Source organism: Caulobacter radicis, assembly GCF_003094615.1.
Classification (GTDB): Bacteria; Pseudomonadota; Alphaproteobacteria; order Caulobacterales; family Caulobacteraceae; genus Caulobacter; species Caulobacter radicis.
Map to the genome: position 1 here is coordinate 14,981 of NZ_QDKO01000007.1, position 16,782 is coordinate 31,762.

The window sequence follows — 16,782 nt, forward strand, 5'->3', positions numbered from 1 at the left end:
AGCTGAGAACGTCCCCCCTCCGGCCCTCCGGGCCACCTCCCCCAGAGGGGGAGGATCTGTTGCGCCGCGCCTTACTCGTTCGGCAAACCGGCGCCCGCCGCGTTGATCCAGCCCACCAGGTCGCCGATGACTTTCGCGTTGGCCTGGTCGAAGGCGGCGACGATGGGGCCGACGCGGTTGTCGGCGGCTTTCACCTTGGCTTCGAAGACCTGGTCGCCGACCAGGGCGCGGTCGCCGGTGCGGCTGATGACGCCGCGCACCTGGACGATGACTTCGGGCGGGGCCTTGGGGCCGTCGACATAGGCGGCCTCGAAGGTGCGGACCTCGAGCCGCAGGACCATCTGGGCTTTCGCCACCTCGCCGCGGCCGATCAGGCGGGCGCGGCCGGGATCGGCGTCGAAGGCGCGCGACAGGGCTTCGTCGAACTGCACGCTGGCCGGGGCGATCCAGCGGGCGCCGGCGACATAGGCCGCCTCGCCGCCGGGGCCGGTGGTCAGGATGCGGTCGCCGGCCGAGGGACGGGTGAAGACCGTCGGGGCCTTGAGCACGCCGAACATCGCGCCCGGCGGACCCTTGGTGGCGGCCGGGGCCGTGGTTCCGAAGCGATACATGCCCGAGGGCTCGGCCTTGGGGAACACGCTGATGCAGCCCGACAGGCCCAGCGCGAGGCCGGCCAGCGCCAGGCCCGAGGCGTATTTTTTGAAGGACGCGCTCACGGCTTGATCTCCACTTCCTTGGCCGGGGCCTTGCCCACCAGGCCGCGCGGGTTCTGCTCCACCTCGCCGACCAGGCGGTCGAGGGACTCGGCGGCCGATTGCAGGGTGACGATGGCCGAGGACAGCTGCGGCAGGCCGGTGGAGGCGAAGTCGCTGGTTGGGCCCTCCAGTCGGCTGACCATGGTGCGCACGTCCTTGGCGGCCAGCTTGATCTCGTCGGCGGCCGCGCCCAGGTCCTTGATGGCCTTGCGGCCGTCGCCGTCGACCACGCCCTGGGTGGAGCGCGACAGGTTGGCGATCTCCTGGGCGGTGGCGTCGATGCTCTGCAGCGCCTTCTGGGCGTCGGCGATGATCTCCTTGCGCTCGCGCAGTTCGGCGGTGACCGACTGGACGTCGGAGAGGCTGGCGCTGAAGGTCTTGATGTTGCGGTCGGACAGCACGCGGTTGACGCGGTCCAGCGCCTCGATGGTGCGGGTCAGCACCGTGCCGCCGCCTTCCAGCAGGTCGGACAGGGCGCTGCGCTGGCTGCGGATGATCGGCACCTCGCCGCTCTTGACGGTGTCCTTGAGCAGCGGCTTGGTCGAGGTGCCGGCGGTCAGCTGGATGTAGTTGACGCCGGTGATGCCCTGCGGCTCCAGCGTGGCGTAGCTGTCGACGCGGATCGGCACGTCCGAGGTCAGGCGGGTGCGGGCGATGACGCGGTTGGGGTCGCTCTTGTCGAGCTCGATCTTGGTGACCTCGCCGACCTTGATGCCGTTGAAGTGCACCTCGCCGCCTTCCGACAGGCCGCGCACGGCCCCGACGAACAGTACGTCGTAGAGGTCGTAGTCCTTGTTGAATTGCAGCTTGGCCAGCCAGACGACGAACACCACCAGACCCATGAACAGGATCAGGCAGGCGGCCCCGACGAGGGCGTAGTTGGCGTTTCTTTCCATCAGCGGCTCCTCGCCGTAGCGGCTTTCCCGGCCGCGCGTCCGCGCGGGCCCAGGAAGTATTCCTTGATCCAGGGGTGGTCGGAGTGCTCGAGCTCCTCGACCGGGGCCTTGGCGATCACCTTCTTGTCGGCCAGCACGGCGACGCGGTCGGTGATGGTGTAGAGGCTGTCCAGGTCGTGGGTGATCATGAACACCGTAAGATCGAGGCTGTCGGACAGGTCCTTGATCAGCTCGTCGAAGGCCGCCGCGCCGATCGGGTCGAGGCCGGCGGTGGGCTCGTCGAGGAACAGAAGCTCGGGGTCCAGCGCCAGGGCGCGGGCCAGGCCCGCCCGCTTGCGCATGCCGCCCGACAGCTCGGCCGGCTTGAGGGCCCCCGCGCGCGGCGGCAGCCCGGTCAGGGCGATCTTCAGGTCGGCCAGCTCCAGGATCTCGCTCTTGGGCAGGCGGGTGTGCTCGAACAGCGGCGCGGCGACGTTCTCGCGCACGGTCAGGTTCGAGAACAGCGCCCCCTGCTGGAACAGCACGCCCCAGCGGCGCTCCAGCGCCGTCCACTTGCGGCGCGAGGCCTCCTGCATGTCCTCGCCGAACAGGCGGATGACGCCGCCGTCGGGGACCTTCAGGCCGATGATGCTGTTGAGCAGCACCGACTTGCCGGTGCCCGAGCCGCCGACCACGCCCAGCACCTCGCCGCGCTCGACGGTGAGGTCGAGGTCGTCGTGCACGACGTTGTCGCCGAAGCGTGAAACCAGGCCGTCGACCTGGATCGGCGGGGCGGCTTCGGTCGGTTTGGCGGCCGGCGCGGCGGCGGGAGCGGCGGTCATACGTTCAGCTCCATGTAGAGCAGGGCGAAGACCGCATCGATCAGGATGATGGCGAAGATGGCGTGGACGACGGCGGCGGTGACGCGGCGGCCCAGCGACTCCACGTCGTTGCCGACCTCCATGCCCTGGCGGCAGCCGATGGCGGCGATGACCATGGCCATCACCGGGGCCTTGGACATGCCGATCCAGAAGTGGGTGGCGCCGACATAGTCGGTCATCCGCTGCAGGAAAAAGCCGGGCGACAGGTCCAGCACCACCCAGACCACGACGATGCCGCCGGCCAGGCCCGCCAGGGTGGCCACGAAGGTCAGCAGCGGAATGGTGATCAGCAGGGCCGCGAAGCGGGGCAGCACCAGGGCCTCGTAGGGGTCTACGCCGATGACCTGCATGGCGTCGATCTCCTGGTTCATCTTCATCGAGCCGATCTCGGCCGCGAAGGCCGAGGCCGAGCGGCCGGCCAGCAGGATGGCGGTGATCAGGATGTTGAACTCGCGCAGCACCGACACGCCGATCAGCTCGACGCTGAACACCTGGGCCCCGAAGTCGGTCAGCAGGTTGGCGCCCAGCAGGGCCACGACCGCGCCGATGAAGAAGGTGGTGGTGGCCACGATCGGCATGGCGTCCAGGCCCGCCCGCTCGGACAGCGAGATGATCGGCGCCCAGCGGATCTTGCGCGGGTTGATCGCGCAGCGGGCCAGGGCGGTCAGCAGGTGGCCCAGGAAGACCAGCGTGCCGTAGCCGTCGCGCAGCAGGTCGAACAGGCCCCGGCCGATGCGATCGAGCAGGGCGACGAAGCCGTGCAGGCGGTTGTCGGGCGGGCACTCGGCCTGGGTGGCCTCGCCGACCAGCTCCAGCAGGCGCAGGGTCTGGGGACGGGCCTTGATGGCGCCCGCCGTCAGCCGGCCGTCGGCGGCGCGGATGATGGCGTAGGCGCCGGCCGTGTCGCAGCGATTCATGCCGGTCAGGTCTAGGTCGAACGATTCCGAGCCCTTCATGGCCTCGGCGAGTCGCAGGCCGGCGTCGGCCATGCCGCGCGCCGTCCAGTCCCCGGAAAGCACGACGGACCTGCCGCCGTCCTTGTCGTCCAGGGTGAATTCCGCCGGCACGCCCATCTACTGCGCTTACCCCTTGTTACCACGCACGCCCAGCCTAGCAGGGACCGCGCGTCCGGCTCAAACGCTTCAAGGCGCAGCTTGTTGCGTCATGATCATGGCCGAACACGGACGACTCGGCTTGCAGCTTTATGCGGCGCCGCCGCAAAGACGCCGTCAACTGGCGATAATCCAACGCTCGGTTTGTAGCGTCGCCCGGGCGCGCGGCATAGAAGGGCCGCATGGAATTTGCTTCTGTCAGCCGGCGCGGCGCGCTCGGTACGCTGTCCCTCGGAGCCCTGATGGCCATGCTCCCCCGTCTTGTTGCGGCGCAACCGGCGCCTGTCGAAGGCGAGGCGTTCTCGCCCGACATCCTGCGCGGCATCGCCGAGCAATTGGCCAAGAAGCCCTATCGCGCGCCCGCCGCCGGCGGCGACAAGAGTGGTGGCGGGGGCTTGGCCGGACTGTCCTACGACGAATATTTCCGAATCCGATTCCGCGGCGAGCACGCCCTGTGGGCCGAGCGCGCCGCGCCGTTCCGCGCCGAGTTCTTCCCGCCGGCCTATCTCTATCCGCGGGTCTTCCCGATCTACGAGGTCGAGGGCGGCGTCGCGCGGCCGGTGCCGTTCGATCCGGAGATGTTCGACGTGCCGGGCGAGCACGCCGGCGCGGCCAAGGCCATCGGCGGCTTTTCGGGCTTGCGGCTGCTGTGGCCGCTGAACCGGGCCGACAAGCTGGACGAGATCGCCGTCTTCCAGGGCGCGAGCTATTTCCGCAGCCTGGGCCGCGACCAGTTCTACGGACTGTCGTCGCGGGGCCTGGCGATCGGCGCGGGCGAGCCCAACGAGGAGTTCCCCAGCTTCGAGCGCTTCTGGCTGGAGCGTCCGGCCGACGGGGCCGAGACGGTGGTGGTCCACGCGCTGATGGACAGCCCAAGCTGCACGGGCGCCTACAGCTTCACCATCCGGCCGGGCCAGGCGGTGACCTTCGACGTCACGGCGACGATCTTCCCGCGCGTGAAGATGACGAAGATGGGCGTGGCCGCGCAGAGCAGCATGTTCCTGTTCAACGTCTCGGACGGTCCGCGCGGCGATGACTTCCGCACCGCCGTGCACGACAGTGACGGCCTGGCCATGCTGACCGGGACCGGCGAGCAGATCTGGCGGCCGCTGACCAACCCGACCGCCCACCGGCTGTCGTACTTCCAGGACGAGAACCCCAGGGGCTTCGGCCTCGTGCAGCGGGCGCGGCGGCTGGAGGACTACGGCGACCTGGAAGCCCGCTACGACCTGCGGCCCAGCCTGTGGGTCGAGCCCCTGGGCGCCTGGGGCAAGGGCGCGGTGGTGCTGGCGGAACTAGCCACCCGCAAGGAGAGCGACGACAACATCGCCGTCTTCTGGCGGCCGGAGCAGGCCTGGGAGGCCGGTTCGCGCGTGGACCTGTCCTACCGCCTGCACTGGGGCGGCGAACGGTTGGGCGACGGCGAGGCCAGGGTGGTGCGCACCCGCACCGGCGCGGACGCCCAGGACGGCCTTCGGATGTTCACGATCGACCTGTCGGGGCCGATGCTGGCCGACGGGCTGGACGGCGTTAAGCTCGAGATCGAGGCCAAGGGCGGCGAGACCACCTGGAGCAACATCACCCCCTATCCCCGCGCGGCGACCGCCCGGGCGGCGTTCGGCCTGAAGCCCACGGGCAAGCAGGCCGAGCTCAGCCTGCGCCTGACCCGCGACGGCAAGCCGATCTCGGAGACCTGGCGCTACCTCTGGACGGCGTGACGGGTCGTCGCAGGGCGGCGGCTTATACGGCTTTTGCGTAAGAACCCGCCTGGGTTTCAATCTTGGTTAATGAATTGCCGTCACGGCTCTTCCGATCAGGATTCCAGTGACCAGGGGTGGCGGCATGAGCGCGCAGAACCAGCTCGACCAGCGCATGAGCTTCATGCGCTTCGACCACAAGGACCGCGCCGCCCTGCGGGCCGCCAAGCCGGTGATCGACGCCGAGATCAACGGCGCGCTGGACGCGTTCTACGCGCAGGTCCGGGCCTTCCCCGAGACGCGCAAGATGTTCTCGAGCGACGCCCACATCAGCAACGCCCAGGGCCGGCAGGCCTCGCACTGGCGTCGCCTGGCCACCGCCGAATACGGCGCCGACTATCAGGGCGACGTCGCCCGCATCGGCAAGGCCCACGCCGTCATCGGGCTTGAACCGCGCTGGTACATCGGCGGCTATGCCCTGGTGGCCGAGAAGCTGATCCGCGCCATGGTCGAAAAGCGCGCCAAGGGCCTGTTCGCCAGCGCCAAGAACGACGCCGACCTGGCCGACGGCCTGGTGGCGCTGAACAAGGCCGTGATGCTGGACATGGACCTGGCCATCTCGACCTATCTGGAACTGCTGCAGGACGAGCGCGACCAGCTGGAGGCCGAGCGCGCCAGCGCCGAGCAGCGCCAGGCCGACGCCGTGCGCGCCGTGGGCGACGCCCTGTCGCGCCTGGCCGCCGGCGACCTGTCGGCCCGCGTCGACGGCGCCCTGTCTCCCGAGTTCGTCAGCCTGAAATCCGACTTCGACCAGGCCGCCGCCGCCCTCGCCGAAGCCATGGGCGCGGTCGACCGCGCCACCCGCGGCATCCGCTCGGGCGCCGACGAGATCGCCTCGGCCGCCGACGACCTGGCCATGCGCAGCGAGCAGCAGGCCGCCACGCTGGAACAGACCGCCGCCGCCGTCGAGCAGCTGACCTCGACCGTCGCCAAGACCGCCCAAAGCGCCCGCGAGGTCTCCTCGCGCGTCGGCGAGGCCGCCACCGAGGCCCAGCGTTCGGGCGCCGTCGTGACCCGCGCCGCCGAGGCCATGAGCCAGATCGAAAGCTCGTCCAACCAGGTCAACCACATCCTGGGCGTCATCGACGAGATCGCCTTCCAGACCAACCTTCTGGCCCTGAACGCCGGGGTCGAGGCCGCCCGCGCCGGCGACGCCGGCAAGGGCTTCGCCGTCGTGGCGCAGGAAGTCCGCGCGCTGGCCCAGCGCTCGGCCGAAGCGGCCAAGGAGATCAAGAGCCTGATCTCCGACTCCAGCCGTCAGGTGGGCGAGGGCGTCGAGCTGGTGCGCCAGACGGGCGACGCCCTGCGCGGCATCGTCGACAAGGTCGGCGCCATCGACAGCCTGGTCAACGAGATCGCCGCCTCGGCCAACGAGCAGGCCAGCGCCCTGACCGAGGTCAACAGCGCCGTCGGCCAGCTGGACCAGGTCACCCAGCGCAACACCGCCATGGCCCAGCGCTCCACCGACGCCACCCGCGCCCTGCGCGCCGAGGCCGCGGACCTGGCCAACCACGTCGGCGGCTTCCGCATCGGGTCGACCGCGCCGGCCCAGCGCTACGCCGAGCCGGAGCATCCGGTGCATGCGGCCCGCGCCAAGGTCGCCGCGTTCGCTCGTCCGGGCCGCTAGGACGTTCAGGCGTTAGAGATCAGAAGGGGCGCGGTCCGGCAGGGCCGCGCCCCTTTCTCGTTGTGGTCAGGGCTTGGGCGCGTCCGAGGCGACGACATAGTCGGTGCTCGTGGGGCCGTAGCCGAAGATGTAGACGCTGGCCGGCTGGTCGTGCGTCTGGGCGAAGTGATCCACGCCCGCCGGCTCGGTGTAGAAGCTGCCCGGCGGCAGCTCCTTGACCAGCGGGTCCTCGTTCCTGCGTCCGTAGCCGAAGAACCAAGTCCCGGAGACCACCACGGCCGTGCGGTCGTCCTTGTGGCTGTGGGCGGCGATGCGGGTATGGGGCGGCACGCGGATCTCGATCGTGTAGGGACCGGCCTTGGTCGGATCGCCGTACAGGGTGGTGGTCCGGATCCCGGCGACGCCGGAGGTGCCGGCCCCCGCGCCGCCCTTGGCCAGGGCCGCGATCTCGGGCGGCGTCAGGCGCAGGTCCTGGGCGTGGAGCGGCCCGGCCGAGGCGACGCTCGCCAGGGTCAGGCCAGCGAGGATGGCGAGGCGCGGGCTCATGGCCTGGCCGTCGGCTTGGCGTCGAGGAAGTCGTGGACGATCTTCACCGTCGCGGCCGGGTTCTCTTCCATGATCCAGTGGCCGGAGGCGGGGATCACGCCTTCGGTGACGTCGCTGGCCGTGTAGCGCATCACCGCGGCCATGGTCAGGCCGAACGACTTTTCGCCGCCCAGGGCCAGGACCGGCATCGGAAGCTTGCCCTTCTCGGCGAGGATGGCCTTGTCGTCGATGGCGTCCTGGTCGAAGGCCGCGAACTGGGAGAAGCCGGCGTGCATGGCGCCGGGCTGGGCGTAGAGCTTGGCGTAGTGGACGCGGGCGCCTTCCGAGAACTTGGCCGGATCGGCCGAGAACTCGTTCCAGAAGCGGTCGAGATAGATCCGCTCGCGGCCGGCCACCAGCCGTTCCATGTCCGGACCGCCGAAGCGGAAGTGCCAGAGCAGCGGGTTCTTGGTGATCTCGTCCCAGGGGCCGATCCCGGGCACGGGAGCGTCGATCAGGACGAAGCGGCCCACCCGCTCGGGGCTGCGCATGGCGAAGGCGTAGCCGACCATGTTGCCGATGTCGTGGGTGACGAGGTCGGCCCTGTCGACCTTCAGGGCGTCCAGCACCCCGGCCACGTCGCCGGCTTGGGTTTTCTTGTCATAGCCGCCGGCCGGGCGCGACGACAGGCCAAGGCCGCGCAGGTCGGGCACGATGACCGTATGGTCGCGGGCCAGGTCGGCGGCCAGCGGCGCCCACATGTCGCCGGTCTCGCCATAGCCGTGCAGCAGCACGACCGCGGGGCCCTTGCCGCCGACCCGCACGTGGATCGTCGCGCCGTTGGTGGTGATCTGGCTGGTCTTGAAGCCGGCGGGGAAGGGTGGGGGCTGGGCCAGGCTCGGCGAGGCCGAGGCCAGGCCGGCGGTGAGGACGGCGGCCGCTGTGGCGCCGAGGAATGTACGGGTCATCGGTGTCTCTCCGGAGGCGTGCGGCCGGCGTTCGTCGACGCCTCCGCGATTTCCGATGACACTGTTCGTCCGGTGTGCTTGAGCCCTCAATGCCAACCGGGGAGCGAGTGCTTACCCGGATGGGTATGCGGGCGCGGCGCGGTTCGGCGCAGTGTGAGGCCTGGCTTCAGTCCGGCTTCAGGGGGACGCGATGATCGACTGTCGAGGTTCGCGGGCCGCCCTCGCGTTGGCGCTGCTGGCCGCCTTCCTGTTCGCCCCCACAGCGGCGCCGGCGCAGTCCGACGCCCTGTCGATCGCGCAGTTTCGCCATACGGCCTGGCGGGGCGCGGCCTCGGCGCCTGGGCGGATCAACGACATCACCCAGACGCGGGACGGCTATCTGTGGATTTCGGGTTCGGACGGCCTGGCGCGGTTCGACGGCGTCACCTTCGACACCTACTCGCCGGCGAGCGATGATCCCACCGTCTTCTATGGCGTCGCCCAGATGCTGGAGACCCGCACGGGCGAGCTGTGGGTCGGGCGGTTCCAGGGCGAGGGGGTGTCGATCTTCCGGGACGGTCGGTTCGCCTCGACCGGCATGCTCGATCCCTCGCGCCAGATCACCGAACTGCTGCAGGACCAGGACGGCGTCATCTGGGCGGTCAACGCCAGGGCCACGAACTCGCTGTCGCGGTTCGTCGGCGGGCGCTGGGAGACGCTGGGGGCGGGCTGGGACGCGCCCGACGGCTGGATCATGTCGATGGCGGCGGCGCGCGACGGCGTGCTGTGGGTGGCCACGCAGGACAAGCTGTTCTTCCTGCGACGGGGCGCGCGCCGCTTCGAGACGACCAACGCCAGGGTCGAGAGGGGCGCCGGGCTGGCCGAGGACGGCGCCGGCCACATCTGGATTTCCGACCAGGCGGGAACCCGCCGACTGCCGGACTACGCCGCGGGCCAGACCAGCGCTCGGGGCCTGCCCAACTATCCGGCGCCGGGGCGGCGCCTGCGCACCAAGATCGTCTTCGCGCCCGACGGCAGCCTGTGGGGCGCGACCGGTTCGGCCGGCCTGTTCCGCATCACCCATCCCGACGGCCCCGGCGTGATAACGACCTACGGCGTCAAGGACGGCCTGACCGACGACCAGGCGGCGTCGATCTTCGTCGACCGCGAGGGCACGGTCTGGACCGGCGGCGACCGGGGCCTCAACGCCTTCGTGGCGCCCAGCATCGTCGAGGAGGCGGCGATCCCGGCCGGGGCGGACGAATACTACGTCGCCGAGGACGGCCGGGGCCTCGTCTATGTCAGCGACAGTGCGGGCCTCTTCGTGATCCGCCCCTACAAGTCGCCCGTCCGGATCCGCCAGGGACTGACGCGCGACATCGTCCTGTGCGGTGGTGAAGGCGCCGTCTTCCTGCTGCACGACGGCGTCGTGGACGAGATCCGGGATGGGCGCACGGTCCGGTCCTTCGCGATGGACAAGCCTCGGACCCTGTTCCGCTGCGCGGTCGGGGCCGGCGGGCGGCTATGGGTCTCGTCCAACGACCACGGACTGGCCATGCACGACGAGGCCGGCTGGCATGACCGGCGGGCGCTGACCAGCGGCGTCGACGAGCAGTTCGCGGTCGACCGGCGAGGGCGCCCGATCGTCATCAGCGGCTTTTCCAGCCTGACCCGCATCGACGGCGACAAGACCGCGGCCTGGAGCGCCGCGCAACTGCGGCTGGGGCGCCTCACCTTCGTCAACGACGGCGCGGCCGGCCTGGTCGTGGGCGGGGCGGCGGGCCTGGCGCGGCTGTCTCCCGGTCGTATCGAGCACATCGACCTGCGTCGCCATCCCTGGCTGCGCAACGTGCGCTACATGCTGGAGACGCCCGACGGCGAGGTCTGGCTGTTCACCTTCTCCAGCATCGTGCGGCTGTCGGCGGCCGATCTGAACCGCGCCTTCGCCCATCCCGACGACCCGATCCCGCATCGGGTCTTCGACGAGTTGGACGGGCTGACCAGCGGTTCGGCGCGCTATGACGGCGTGCGCGCGGCGCGCGGCGGCGACGGGCGGCTGTGGTTCCTAGGCACGGCCAGCGTCATGCGCATCACCCCCGGCGGCCTGATGCGCAACGACGCGCCGCCGCCGATCCTGATCCGGGCCGCGACGGCGAGCGGACGGGCGCTGCCGGCGGGCGGGGCCGTCACCCTGCCGGTCGGGACCTCGCGGTTGCAGATCGACTATGTGGCGCTGAGCCTGCGCACGCCGGGACGGGTGCGTTTCCGCTATCGGCTGGCGGGAATCGACGAGGCCTGGGTCGAGGCCGGTTCGCGCCGCACGGCCTTCTACAACAATCTGCCGCCGGGCCAGTATCGCTTCACGGTCGTGGCCGCCAACGACGACGGGGTCTGGAACACCACGGGCGCCTCCCTCGACGTGACCGTGCCGCCGACCTTCTGGCAGTCGCGGCTGTTCCTGGTGCTGTGCCTGCTGGCCTTCGCGGCCATGGTCTGGGGGCTCTACCGCGTCCGGCTGCGGACGGTGACAGAGAGAATCCGTACACGGATGAATGAGCGGATCGCCGAGCGCGAGCGGATCGCCCGCGAGCTGCACGACACGCTGTTGCAGGGCGTGCAGGGCCTGATCCTGCGCTTCCAACTGATCGTCGAGGACCTGCCACGCGAGCAGCCCCAGCGGGCGCCGCTGGAACGGGCGCTCGACGCCGCCGACGAGGCGCTGGGCCAGGCTCGCGACCGGGTGCTGGACCTGCGCGCGGCCGATCGCGCCGAAGACCTGGAAGCGGCGCTCTCCAAGCTGACCCAGGCCCATGGCGGCGAGGGCGGGCCGTTGGTGGGCGTGTTCGTCGAGGGAACGCCCCGGGCGCTGGACGAGATCGCCGCCGACGAGGTGCTGGCGATCGTCGGCGAAGCCGTGGCCAACGCGCGGGCCCACGCCGGCGCCGGCTGCATCGAGGTTCGCGTGGCGTTCGGATCGCGCCGCCTGACCGTGGCGGTCGTCGACGATGGCAAGGGCATGGGGCCCGACATCCTGCGCGAGGGCGGCCGTCATCGTCATTTCGGCCTGGCCGGCATGCGCGAGCGGGCGCGAACGCTGAGCGGCAGGCTGGTCATCGAAAGCCCGGCGGGCGGCGGCACGCGCATTGTCGTCACCATTCCGGCGCGGACGGCCTATAGTCCCCGACCTTGGCCGTCATGGCGCGCGCTGCTCTCGCGGCTTTGGAAGGGGAGGCCCTGGCATGGATGACCCGAGCGCCTCCGCCGGGGTCATCCGGATCCTGGTGGTCGACGACCATCCGATGCTGCGCGACGGCATCGTCGGGCTCGTCGACCGGCAGGCCGACATGCGGGTGGTGGGCGAGGCGGCCGACGGCGTCCAGGCGCTGGAGGCCTTCGCCGCGCTACGGCCGGACCTGACATTGATGGACATCCAGATGCCGGGCCTGGACGGCGTGGCGGCGATCGAGCGGATCCGGGGCCTGGATCCCCGGGCGGCGGTGATCGTCCTGACCACCTATCCCGGCGACACCCTGGCCCTGCGCGCCCTGAGGGCGGGGGCCAGCGGCTACCTGCTGAAGAACTGCATCCGCAAGGAGCTCCTGGAGACCATCCGCAACGTCCATGCCGGGCGGCGGGTGCTGGCGCCGGAGATCGCCCAGGAGATCGCCCTGCACGCGCTGGAAGAGCCGCTGACTGACCGCGAGCGGGTGATCCTGCTGCAGGTGGCCGAGGGCCGGGCCAACAAGGAGATCGCCCGGCGCATGTCGGTGTCGCCCGACACGATCAAGGCCTGCCTCAAGACCATCTACCTCAAGCTCGACGTCGGCGACCGCACCCAGGCCGTCGTCGCCGCCGTGCGCCGGGGCTACATAGGTCTTTAGGCTCTAGGGCGCCGGCGGCGGGGCCGTCGAGGCGCGGTGGATCAGCTCGAACGGCAGCAGCTCGTCGATCGGTGCGGCCATGGCGCCGGCCGCGCCGCCCTTGACCTGGCCCTTGATCAGCAGGCGCGTGGCCAGTTCGGCCATCTCCACGACCGGCTGGCGCACGGTGGTCAGCTGCGGGCGCGAGAAGCGGGCGCTGGGGCTGTCGTCGAAGCCGGCGACCGAGACCTCGCCCGGTACCAGCACGCCGGCCTCGGCGGCGGCGGCCAGGACGCCCAGCGCCATGTCGTCGTTCGAGGCGAAGATGGCGGTGGGGCGGTCGGGCAGGGCCAGCAAGGCCTTGGCCGCGTCGTGGCCCGACTGGAAGGTGAAGTCGCCCTGGCGGATCCAGGCCTGGTCGACGGAGAGGCCGCGGGCCTCCATGGCCGCCAGATAGCCTTGGCGGCGGGCCTGGCTGGCGCCGTGGCGCGGCTCGCCGACCACGAAGCCGATGCGCTTGTGGCCAAGACCGGCCAGGTGTTCGGTGACGTCGCGGGCGGCGGCGAAATTGTCCATGTGCACGCGCGGGCCGGGACCCTCGGTCTCTTCCGGACCCAGGCGTACATAGGGCGTGCCGGACTTGTTCAAAAGCTCCAGCACGATCTCGTTGTCGGAGCTGGGCGGGGTCAGGATCACGCCGTCGGGCTTGAGGGCGGCCAGCAGGGCGCCGACCTCCTGGCGGATCTGCGGGGCCTCGTGGTCGATCAGCTCGACCAGCAGGTGGTAGCCGGCGTCGCGGCACTGCAGCGTGGCGCCCAGCTGGATGCGCGACAGGTAGTCGGCGCCGCGCTCGCTGCGCCAGTGGTCGATGGTCAGGGCCGCGTCGACGAAGACGGCGATGACGAAGCTCTTGGAGCCGGCCAGGCTGCGGGCCGACAGGTTGGGGCTGTAGCCGAGCGCCTGGGCGGCCTCGAGCACGCGCTCGCGCATCATCGGCCGCACGTTCGGCTCGTTGTTCATGACCCGCGAGACGGTCTTGATCGAAACCTCGGCGCGCGCCGCCACGTCGTAGATCGTCACCGAGGCCATCGGTCTGCCGTTTCCCCCGCTACCGGACTCAACCCTTTGTCCGAGCCTAGAGCATTTGTCGTGCCTAGGGCGACCCCGCCAGCGACGAAAAAACTCGGGGACAGGCCTGAAGGCCCCTTGCCGGGGGCGGAAGGCGCGGCGAAGGTCGCCGGGCAGGCGAACGCGGCGGCTTTAAATGACCGCGTCGGTTACAGGGAGCAGCCATGTCGCGGAGCGGCGCCAGCCGGCCGGTGCAACCGGTACGGCCCAGTTTCATCGCCGCCTTCACCTTCGCCCAGATCGGCGCGTTCATCAGCTTCATGCCGCTGATCCAGGTGCTGCTGCCGCTGAAGGCCGCCGCGCTGGATCCCGCCCAGAAGGCCCTGGTGCTCAGCCAGACGGCGTTCTGGGGCGCGCTGACCGCCAGCATAGCCAACCTGCTGGCCGGGGCGATCAGCGATCGGACGACCTCGCGCTTCGGACGCCGGCGGCCGTGGCTGCTGATCGGCCTGGTGGGCACCGTGCTGGCCTATGGCGCGATCATGCTGGCCGACAGCCGGCTGGAGCTGATCCTCGGCGTCATCGTCTTCCAGCTGGCCTTCAACATGCTGTTCGCCGCTCTGCTGGCCCTGCTGCCCGACCGCGTGCCCGACGCCCAGAAGGGCCGGGTGGCGGCGTTCCTCAGCCTGGGGCACCCCATCGGCGCCGTGGCCGGGGCGGTGCTGGTCGGCGGGCTGCTGGCCTCGGAGGCCTCGCGCTACGCGGCCATCAGCGTCGTGCTGGTGCTGGCCATCGCGCCCTTCGCCCTGCGCCTGAAGGACCCGCCGATCACCGCCGACGCGAACGAGCGCTTCAGCCTGGTGGCGTTCCTGAAAGGCCTGTGGGTCGACCCGCGCAAGCATCCCGACTTCGCCTTGGCCTGGGTCAGCCGGTTCATGGTGCTGGTCGCGATCACCCTGACCCAGTGCTACATGCTCTACTACCTGCAGGACGCGCTGAACTATCCGGCGCTGTTCCCCGGCCGGCGCGCCGAGCAGGGCCTGGCCCTGCTGACCACAGTGGCGACCGTGGCCAATGTGGGCTGCGCCATGATCTTCGGCATGCTGAGCGACCGGCTGGGACGGCGAAAGCTGTTCGCGGCGGGCGCGGCGATGATCCTGGCGGCGGCCATGGTGACCTTCTCGCTGACCCCAGGCTGGACGGTGGTGCTGGCCGGCTTCGTGGTCTTCGGCTGCGGGGCGGGCTGCTACTACGCCGTCGATATCGCCCTGGTCAGCCAGGTGCTGCCCTCGCAGGACGACGCGGGCAAGGACCTGGGCGTCATCAACCTGGCCAACACGCTGCCCCAGGCCCTGGCCCCGGTGCTGGCGGTCTGGTTCCTGGGGCCCAGCCGCACGGACTATCATTCGCTGTTCCTGGTGGCGGCGGGGCTGGCCATGGCTGGCGGTCTGGCGATCCTTCCGATACGGGGCGTGCGGTAGAGTCCCAAGCGGAGCCCCCGTGCCGCAGTTCGTCACCATCACCGATCCCGCCGACCCGCGCGTGGCCGCCTATCGCGACATCAAGGAGCGTGACCTGGTCGGCCGGGAAGGGCGGTTCATCGCCGAGGGCGAGACGGTGCTGCGGGCGTTCGTGCGCGATGCGCCGGGGCGGGTGGAGTCGCTGCTGATCGACCCCAAGCGTCGCGACAAGCTGTCGGAGGTGTTCGACGGCCTGCCCGGCGAGACGCCCGTCTATCTGGTCGAGCAGGCGGTGCTGGACGCGCTGGCCGGCTTCCACCTGCATCGCGGGGTGCTGGCGGTGGGCCGCAAGCCCGATGCGATCGCGGCGGCCGACCTCTTGGCGGGCCTGCCCGAGCAGGCGGTGGTGCTGGCCCTGTTCGGCATCGCCAATCACGACAATCTGGGCGGCATCTTCCGCAACGCCGCCGCCTTCGGGGCCGACGCGGTGCTGCTGGACGCCGACTGCTGTGATCCTTTCTATCGCAAGGCCATCCGCGTCTCGGTGGGCGCGACGCTGAGCGTGCCCACGGGATACATCGGTCGAGGCGAGGACGCGGTCGACCTGCTGCGCGGCGCGGGCTTCACGCCGCTGGCCCTGACGCCGTCGGCGGGGCGGACGCTGGCCGAACTGGAGCCGCCGGCCCGGGCGGCCGCGTTGCTGGGGGCGGAGGGGCCGGGGTTGTCGGCCGACGTCATCGCGCGGGCGCAGGGGATCGGCATTCCGATGGCCAATGGCTTCGACTCGCTGAACGTGGCGACCACCAGCGGGATCGTGCTGCATCACCTGAGGTTCGGCGGCGGCGCCCGCTGATCTTGTCCACCGGTTACCGAGGGCCTTAAGGTCTGGACCAACTTGTAAAGCTTGGAGGGAACGTCATGCCGCAACTGAACCGCCGGAGCGCCTTCGCCCTGCTGGCAGGGATCACCGCCCTGTCGACCGCGAGCATGGCCAGCGCCGCGCGCAAGCCGGCCGTTCCCGAGCCGAGCGAGGTGCGCCCCCTGTGGCCCAATGATCCGCCAGGCTCGGCCGGCGTGACGGCGCAGGAGACGGTGATCGAGCGCAGCGACGGCAAGGGCCCGCGCGATCGAGCCGTGACCCACACCCGCAAGCCGACGCTCAGCCTGTTCCGCCCGCGCAAGCCCAACGGCGCGGCGGTGATCCTGATCCCCGGCGGCGGCTACGAGCGGGTGGTCATGGACAAGGAGGGCTTCGAGACAGCCCAGTGGCTGGCCGATCGCGGCTACACCTGCTTTGTCCTGCTCTATCGCCTGCCGGGCGACGGCTGGGGCGCGGGGCCGGACGCGCCGCTGCAGGACGCCCAGCGGGCCCTGCGCCTGGTGCGCTCGTGGGCGCCGGGCATGAAGTTCGCCCAGAACCGCATCGCCATCATGGGCTTCTCGGCCGGCGGGCACCTGGCGGCCAGCCTGACCACCCGCTTCGAGGCCCAGGTCTACGACCGCGTCGACGCGGCCGATGATCTTTCCGCGCGTCCGGACCTGTCGGCCCTGATCTATCCGGTGATCACCATGGTCGCCGGAACCACCCACGCCGGCTCGCGCAAACAGCTGCTGGGCGCGTCGCCGTCGTTCGAGGCGGTGCAGGCCTATTCGGCCGAGACGGGCGTTGGCGGGCGCACGCCGCCGGTGTTCCTGGTCCACGCCGCCGACGACAAGGCCGTGCCGGTCGAGAACAGCCTGATGATGTTCGCCGCCCTGAAGGCCAAGGCCATCCCGGCCGAACTGCACGTCTTCGAGGAAGGCGGCCACGGTTTCGGCCTGCGCTCGATCGCCGGCAAGCCGGTGGCGGCCTGGCCGACGCTGTTCGAGACCTATGCGAAGAAGAAGGGGATCTGAGATCCTTGATCCCTCTCTC

The 16,782-nt window shown here is 70.7% G+C and carries 14 protein-coding genes; 7 read left to right on the forward strand and 7 right to left on the reverse strand.

The annotated features are described in order from the left end of the window. Positions 1–71: 71 nt before the first annotated feature. Genes DDF62_RS01530 through DDF62_RS01545 form a run of 4 tightly spaced genes read right to left on the reverse strand, consistent with a single transcriptional unit; the run spans position 72 to position 3,584 of the window. On the reverse strand, positions 72–716 hold the full coding sequence (locus DDF62_RS01530) for an ABC-type transport auxiliary lipoprotein family protein (protein ID WP_244286668.1): 645 nt from the start codon (positions 714–716) through the stop codon (positions 72–74). Further along, a complete protein-coding gene (locus DDF62_RS01535; protein WP_116487478.1) occupies positions 713–1,651 on the reverse strand; it encodes an MlaD family protein in 939 nt (312 codons plus the stop codon). Before DDF62_RS01535 ends, DDF62_RS01530 begins: the two co-directional genes overlap by 4 nt. Then, the gene (locus DDF62_RS01540; RefSeq protein WP_116487479.1) at positions 1,651–2,472 is read right to left on the reverse strand and encodes an ABC transporter ATP-binding protein; all 822 of its coding nucleotides are present in this window, start codon (positions 2,470–2,472) and stop codon (positions 1,651–1,653) included. The genes DDF62_RS01535 and DDF62_RS01540 overlap by 1 nt, the downstream gene beginning before the upstream one ends. Next, complete coding sequence (locus tag DDF62_RS01545) at positions 2,469–3,584, reverse strand: MlaE family ABC transporter permease (protein WP_116487480.1); 1,116 nt, start codon at positions 3,582–3,584, stop codon at positions 2,469–2,471. The genes DDF62_RS01540 and DDF62_RS01545 overlap by 4 nt, the downstream gene beginning before the upstream one ends. A 281-nt stretch (positions 3,585–3,865) precedes the next feature. On the opposite strand from DDF62_RS01545, the gene DDF62_RS01550 reads away from it, so the two are divergent. Further along, positions 3,866–5,341, forward strand: a complete 1,476-nt coding sequence (locus DDF62_RS01550) for a glucan biosynthesis protein G (RefSeq protein WP_244286669.1) — start codon at positions 3,866–3,868, stop codon at positions 5,339–5,341. Positions 5,342–5,465: 124 nt separating this feature from the next. Continuing rightward, positions 5,466–7,007 carry a globin-coupled sensor protein gene (locus DDF62_RS01555; RefSeq protein ID WP_116487482.1) on the forward strand — a complete coding sequence of 514 codons (1,542 nt, stop codon included), beginning with the start codon at positions 5,466–5,468 and terminating at the stop codon, positions 7,005–7,007. A 66-nt stretch (positions 7,008–7,073) separates the two neighbouring features. Here the strand turns inward: DDF62_RS01555 and DDF62_RS01560 are convergent, their stop codons facing one another. Next, positions 7,074–7,553 carry a cupin domain-containing protein gene (locus tag DDF62_RS01560; protein ID WP_116487483.1) on the reverse strand — a complete coding sequence of 160 codons (480 nt, stop codon included), beginning with the start codon at positions 7,551–7,553 and terminating at the stop codon, positions 7,074–7,076. Beyond that, positions 7,550–8,500, reverse strand: a complete 951-nt coding sequence (locus DDF62_RS01565) for an alpha/beta fold hydrolase (RefSeq protein WP_116487484.1) — start codon at positions 8,498–8,500, stop codon at positions 7,550–7,552. The genes DDF62_RS01560 and DDF62_RS01565 overlap by 4 nt, the downstream gene beginning before the upstream one ends. A 190-nt stretch (positions 8,501–8,690) precedes the next feature. On the opposite strand from DDF62_RS01565, the gene DDF62_RS01570 reads away from it, so the two are divergent. Together DDF62_RS01570 and DDF62_RS01575 are read left to right on the forward strand one after the other, a co-directional pair. Then, a complete protein-coding gene (locus DDF62_RS01570) occupies positions 8,691–11,726 on the forward strand; it encodes a sensor histidine kinase (RefSeq protein WP_116487485.1) in 3,036 nt (1,011 codons plus the stop codon). Then, positions 11,719–12,360 (forward strand): response regulator, encoded by a 642-nt coding sequence (locus DDF62_RS01575; RefSeq protein ID WP_116487486.1) that lies wholly within the window; start codon positions 11,719–11,721, stop codon positions 12,358–12,360. The genes DDF62_RS01570 and DDF62_RS01575 overlap by 8 nt, the downstream gene beginning before the upstream one ends. A gap of 3 nt (positions 12,361–12,363) precedes the next feature. On the opposite strand, the gene DDF62_RS01580 is transcribed toward DDF62_RS01575, so the two are convergent. Next, positions 12,364–13,428, reverse strand: coding sequence for a LacI family DNA-binding transcriptional regulator (locus tag DDF62_RS01580; protein WP_116487487.1), 1,065 nt, complete (start codon positions 13,426–13,428; stop codon positions 12,364–12,366). Between the two features lie 203 nt (positions 13,429–13,631). On the opposite strand from DDF62_RS01580, the gene DDF62_RS01585 reads away from it, so the two are divergent. The 3 genes from DDF62_RS01585 (at position 13,632) to DDF62_RS01595 (ending at position 16,763) form a co-directional block, all read left to right on the forward strand. After that, positions 13,632–14,888, forward strand: coding sequence for an MFS transporter (locus DDF62_RS01585; protein ID WP_116487488.1), 1,257 nt, complete (start codon positions 13,632–13,634; stop codon positions 14,886–14,888). A gap of 19 nt (positions 14,889–14,907) precedes the next feature. Continuing rightward, positions 14,908–15,720 carry a TrmH family RNA methyltransferase gene (locus tag DDF62_RS01590; protein ID WP_116487489.1) on the forward strand — a complete coding sequence of 271 codons (813 nt, stop codon included), beginning with the start codon at positions 14,908–14,910 and terminating at the stop codon, positions 15,718–15,720. 65 nt (positions 15,721–15,785) lie between these two features. Continuing rightward, complete coding sequence (locus tag DDF62_RS01595; RefSeq protein WP_116487490.1) at positions 15,786–16,763, forward strand: alpha/beta hydrolase; 978 nt, start codon at positions 15,786–15,788, stop codon at positions 16,761–16,763. The last annotated feature ends 19 nt before the right edge of the window (positions 16,764–16,782 follow it).

Excerpts from the sequence above, each read along its gene's own strand:
- DDF62_RS01545 (WP_116487480.1), bottom strand. The coding sequence starts at position 3,584 with ATGGGCGTGCCGGCGGAATTCACCCTGGACGACAAGGACGGCGGCAGG.
- DDF62_RS01570 (WP_116487485.1), top strand. The coding sequence starts at position 8,691 with ATGATCGACTGTCGAGGTTCGCGGGCCGCCCTCGCGTTGGCGCTGCTG.
- DDF62_RS01540 (WP_116487479.1), bottom strand. The coding sequence starts at position 2,472 with ATGACCGCCGCTCCCGCCGCCGCGCCGGCCGCCAAACCGACCGAAGCC.
- DDF62_RS01535 (WP_116487478.1), bottom strand. The coding sequence starts at position 1,651 with ATGGAAAGAAACGCCAACTACGCCCTCGTCGGGGCCGCCTGCCTGATC.
- DDF62_RS01550 (WP_244286669.1), top strand. The coding sequence starts at position 3,866 with ATGGCCATGCTCCCCCGTCTTGTTGCGGCGCAACCGGCGCCTGTCGAA.
- DDF62_RS01565 (WP_116487484.1), bottom strand. The coding sequence starts at position 8,500 with ATGACCCGTACATTCCTCGGCGCCACAGCGGCCGCCGTCCTCACCGCC.
- DDF62_RS01580 (WP_116487487.1), bottom strand. The coding sequence starts at position 13,428 with ATGGCCTCGGTGACGATCTACGACGTGGCGGCGCGCGCCGAGGTTTCG.
- DDF62_RS01560 (WP_116487483.1), bottom strand. The coding sequence starts at position 7,553 with ATGAGCCCGCGCCTCGCCATCCTCGCTGGCCTGACCCTGGCGAGCGTC.
- DDF62_RS01585 (WP_116487488.1), top strand. The coding sequence starts at position 13,632 with ATGTCGCGGAGCGGCGCCAGCCGGCCGGTGCAACCGGTACGGCCCAGT.
- DDF62_RS01575 (WP_116487486.1), top strand. The coding sequence starts at position 11,719 with ATGGATGACCCGAGCGCCTCCGCCGGGGTCATCCGGATCCTGGTGGTC.
- DDF62_RS01595 (WP_116487490.1), top strand. The coding sequence starts at position 15,786 with ATGCCGCAACTGAACCGCCGGAGCGCCTTCGCCCTGCTGGCAGGGATC.
- DDF62_RS01555 (WP_116487482.1), top strand. The coding sequence starts at position 5,466 with ATGAGCGCGCAGAACCAGCTCGACCAGCGCATGAGCTTCATGCGCTTC.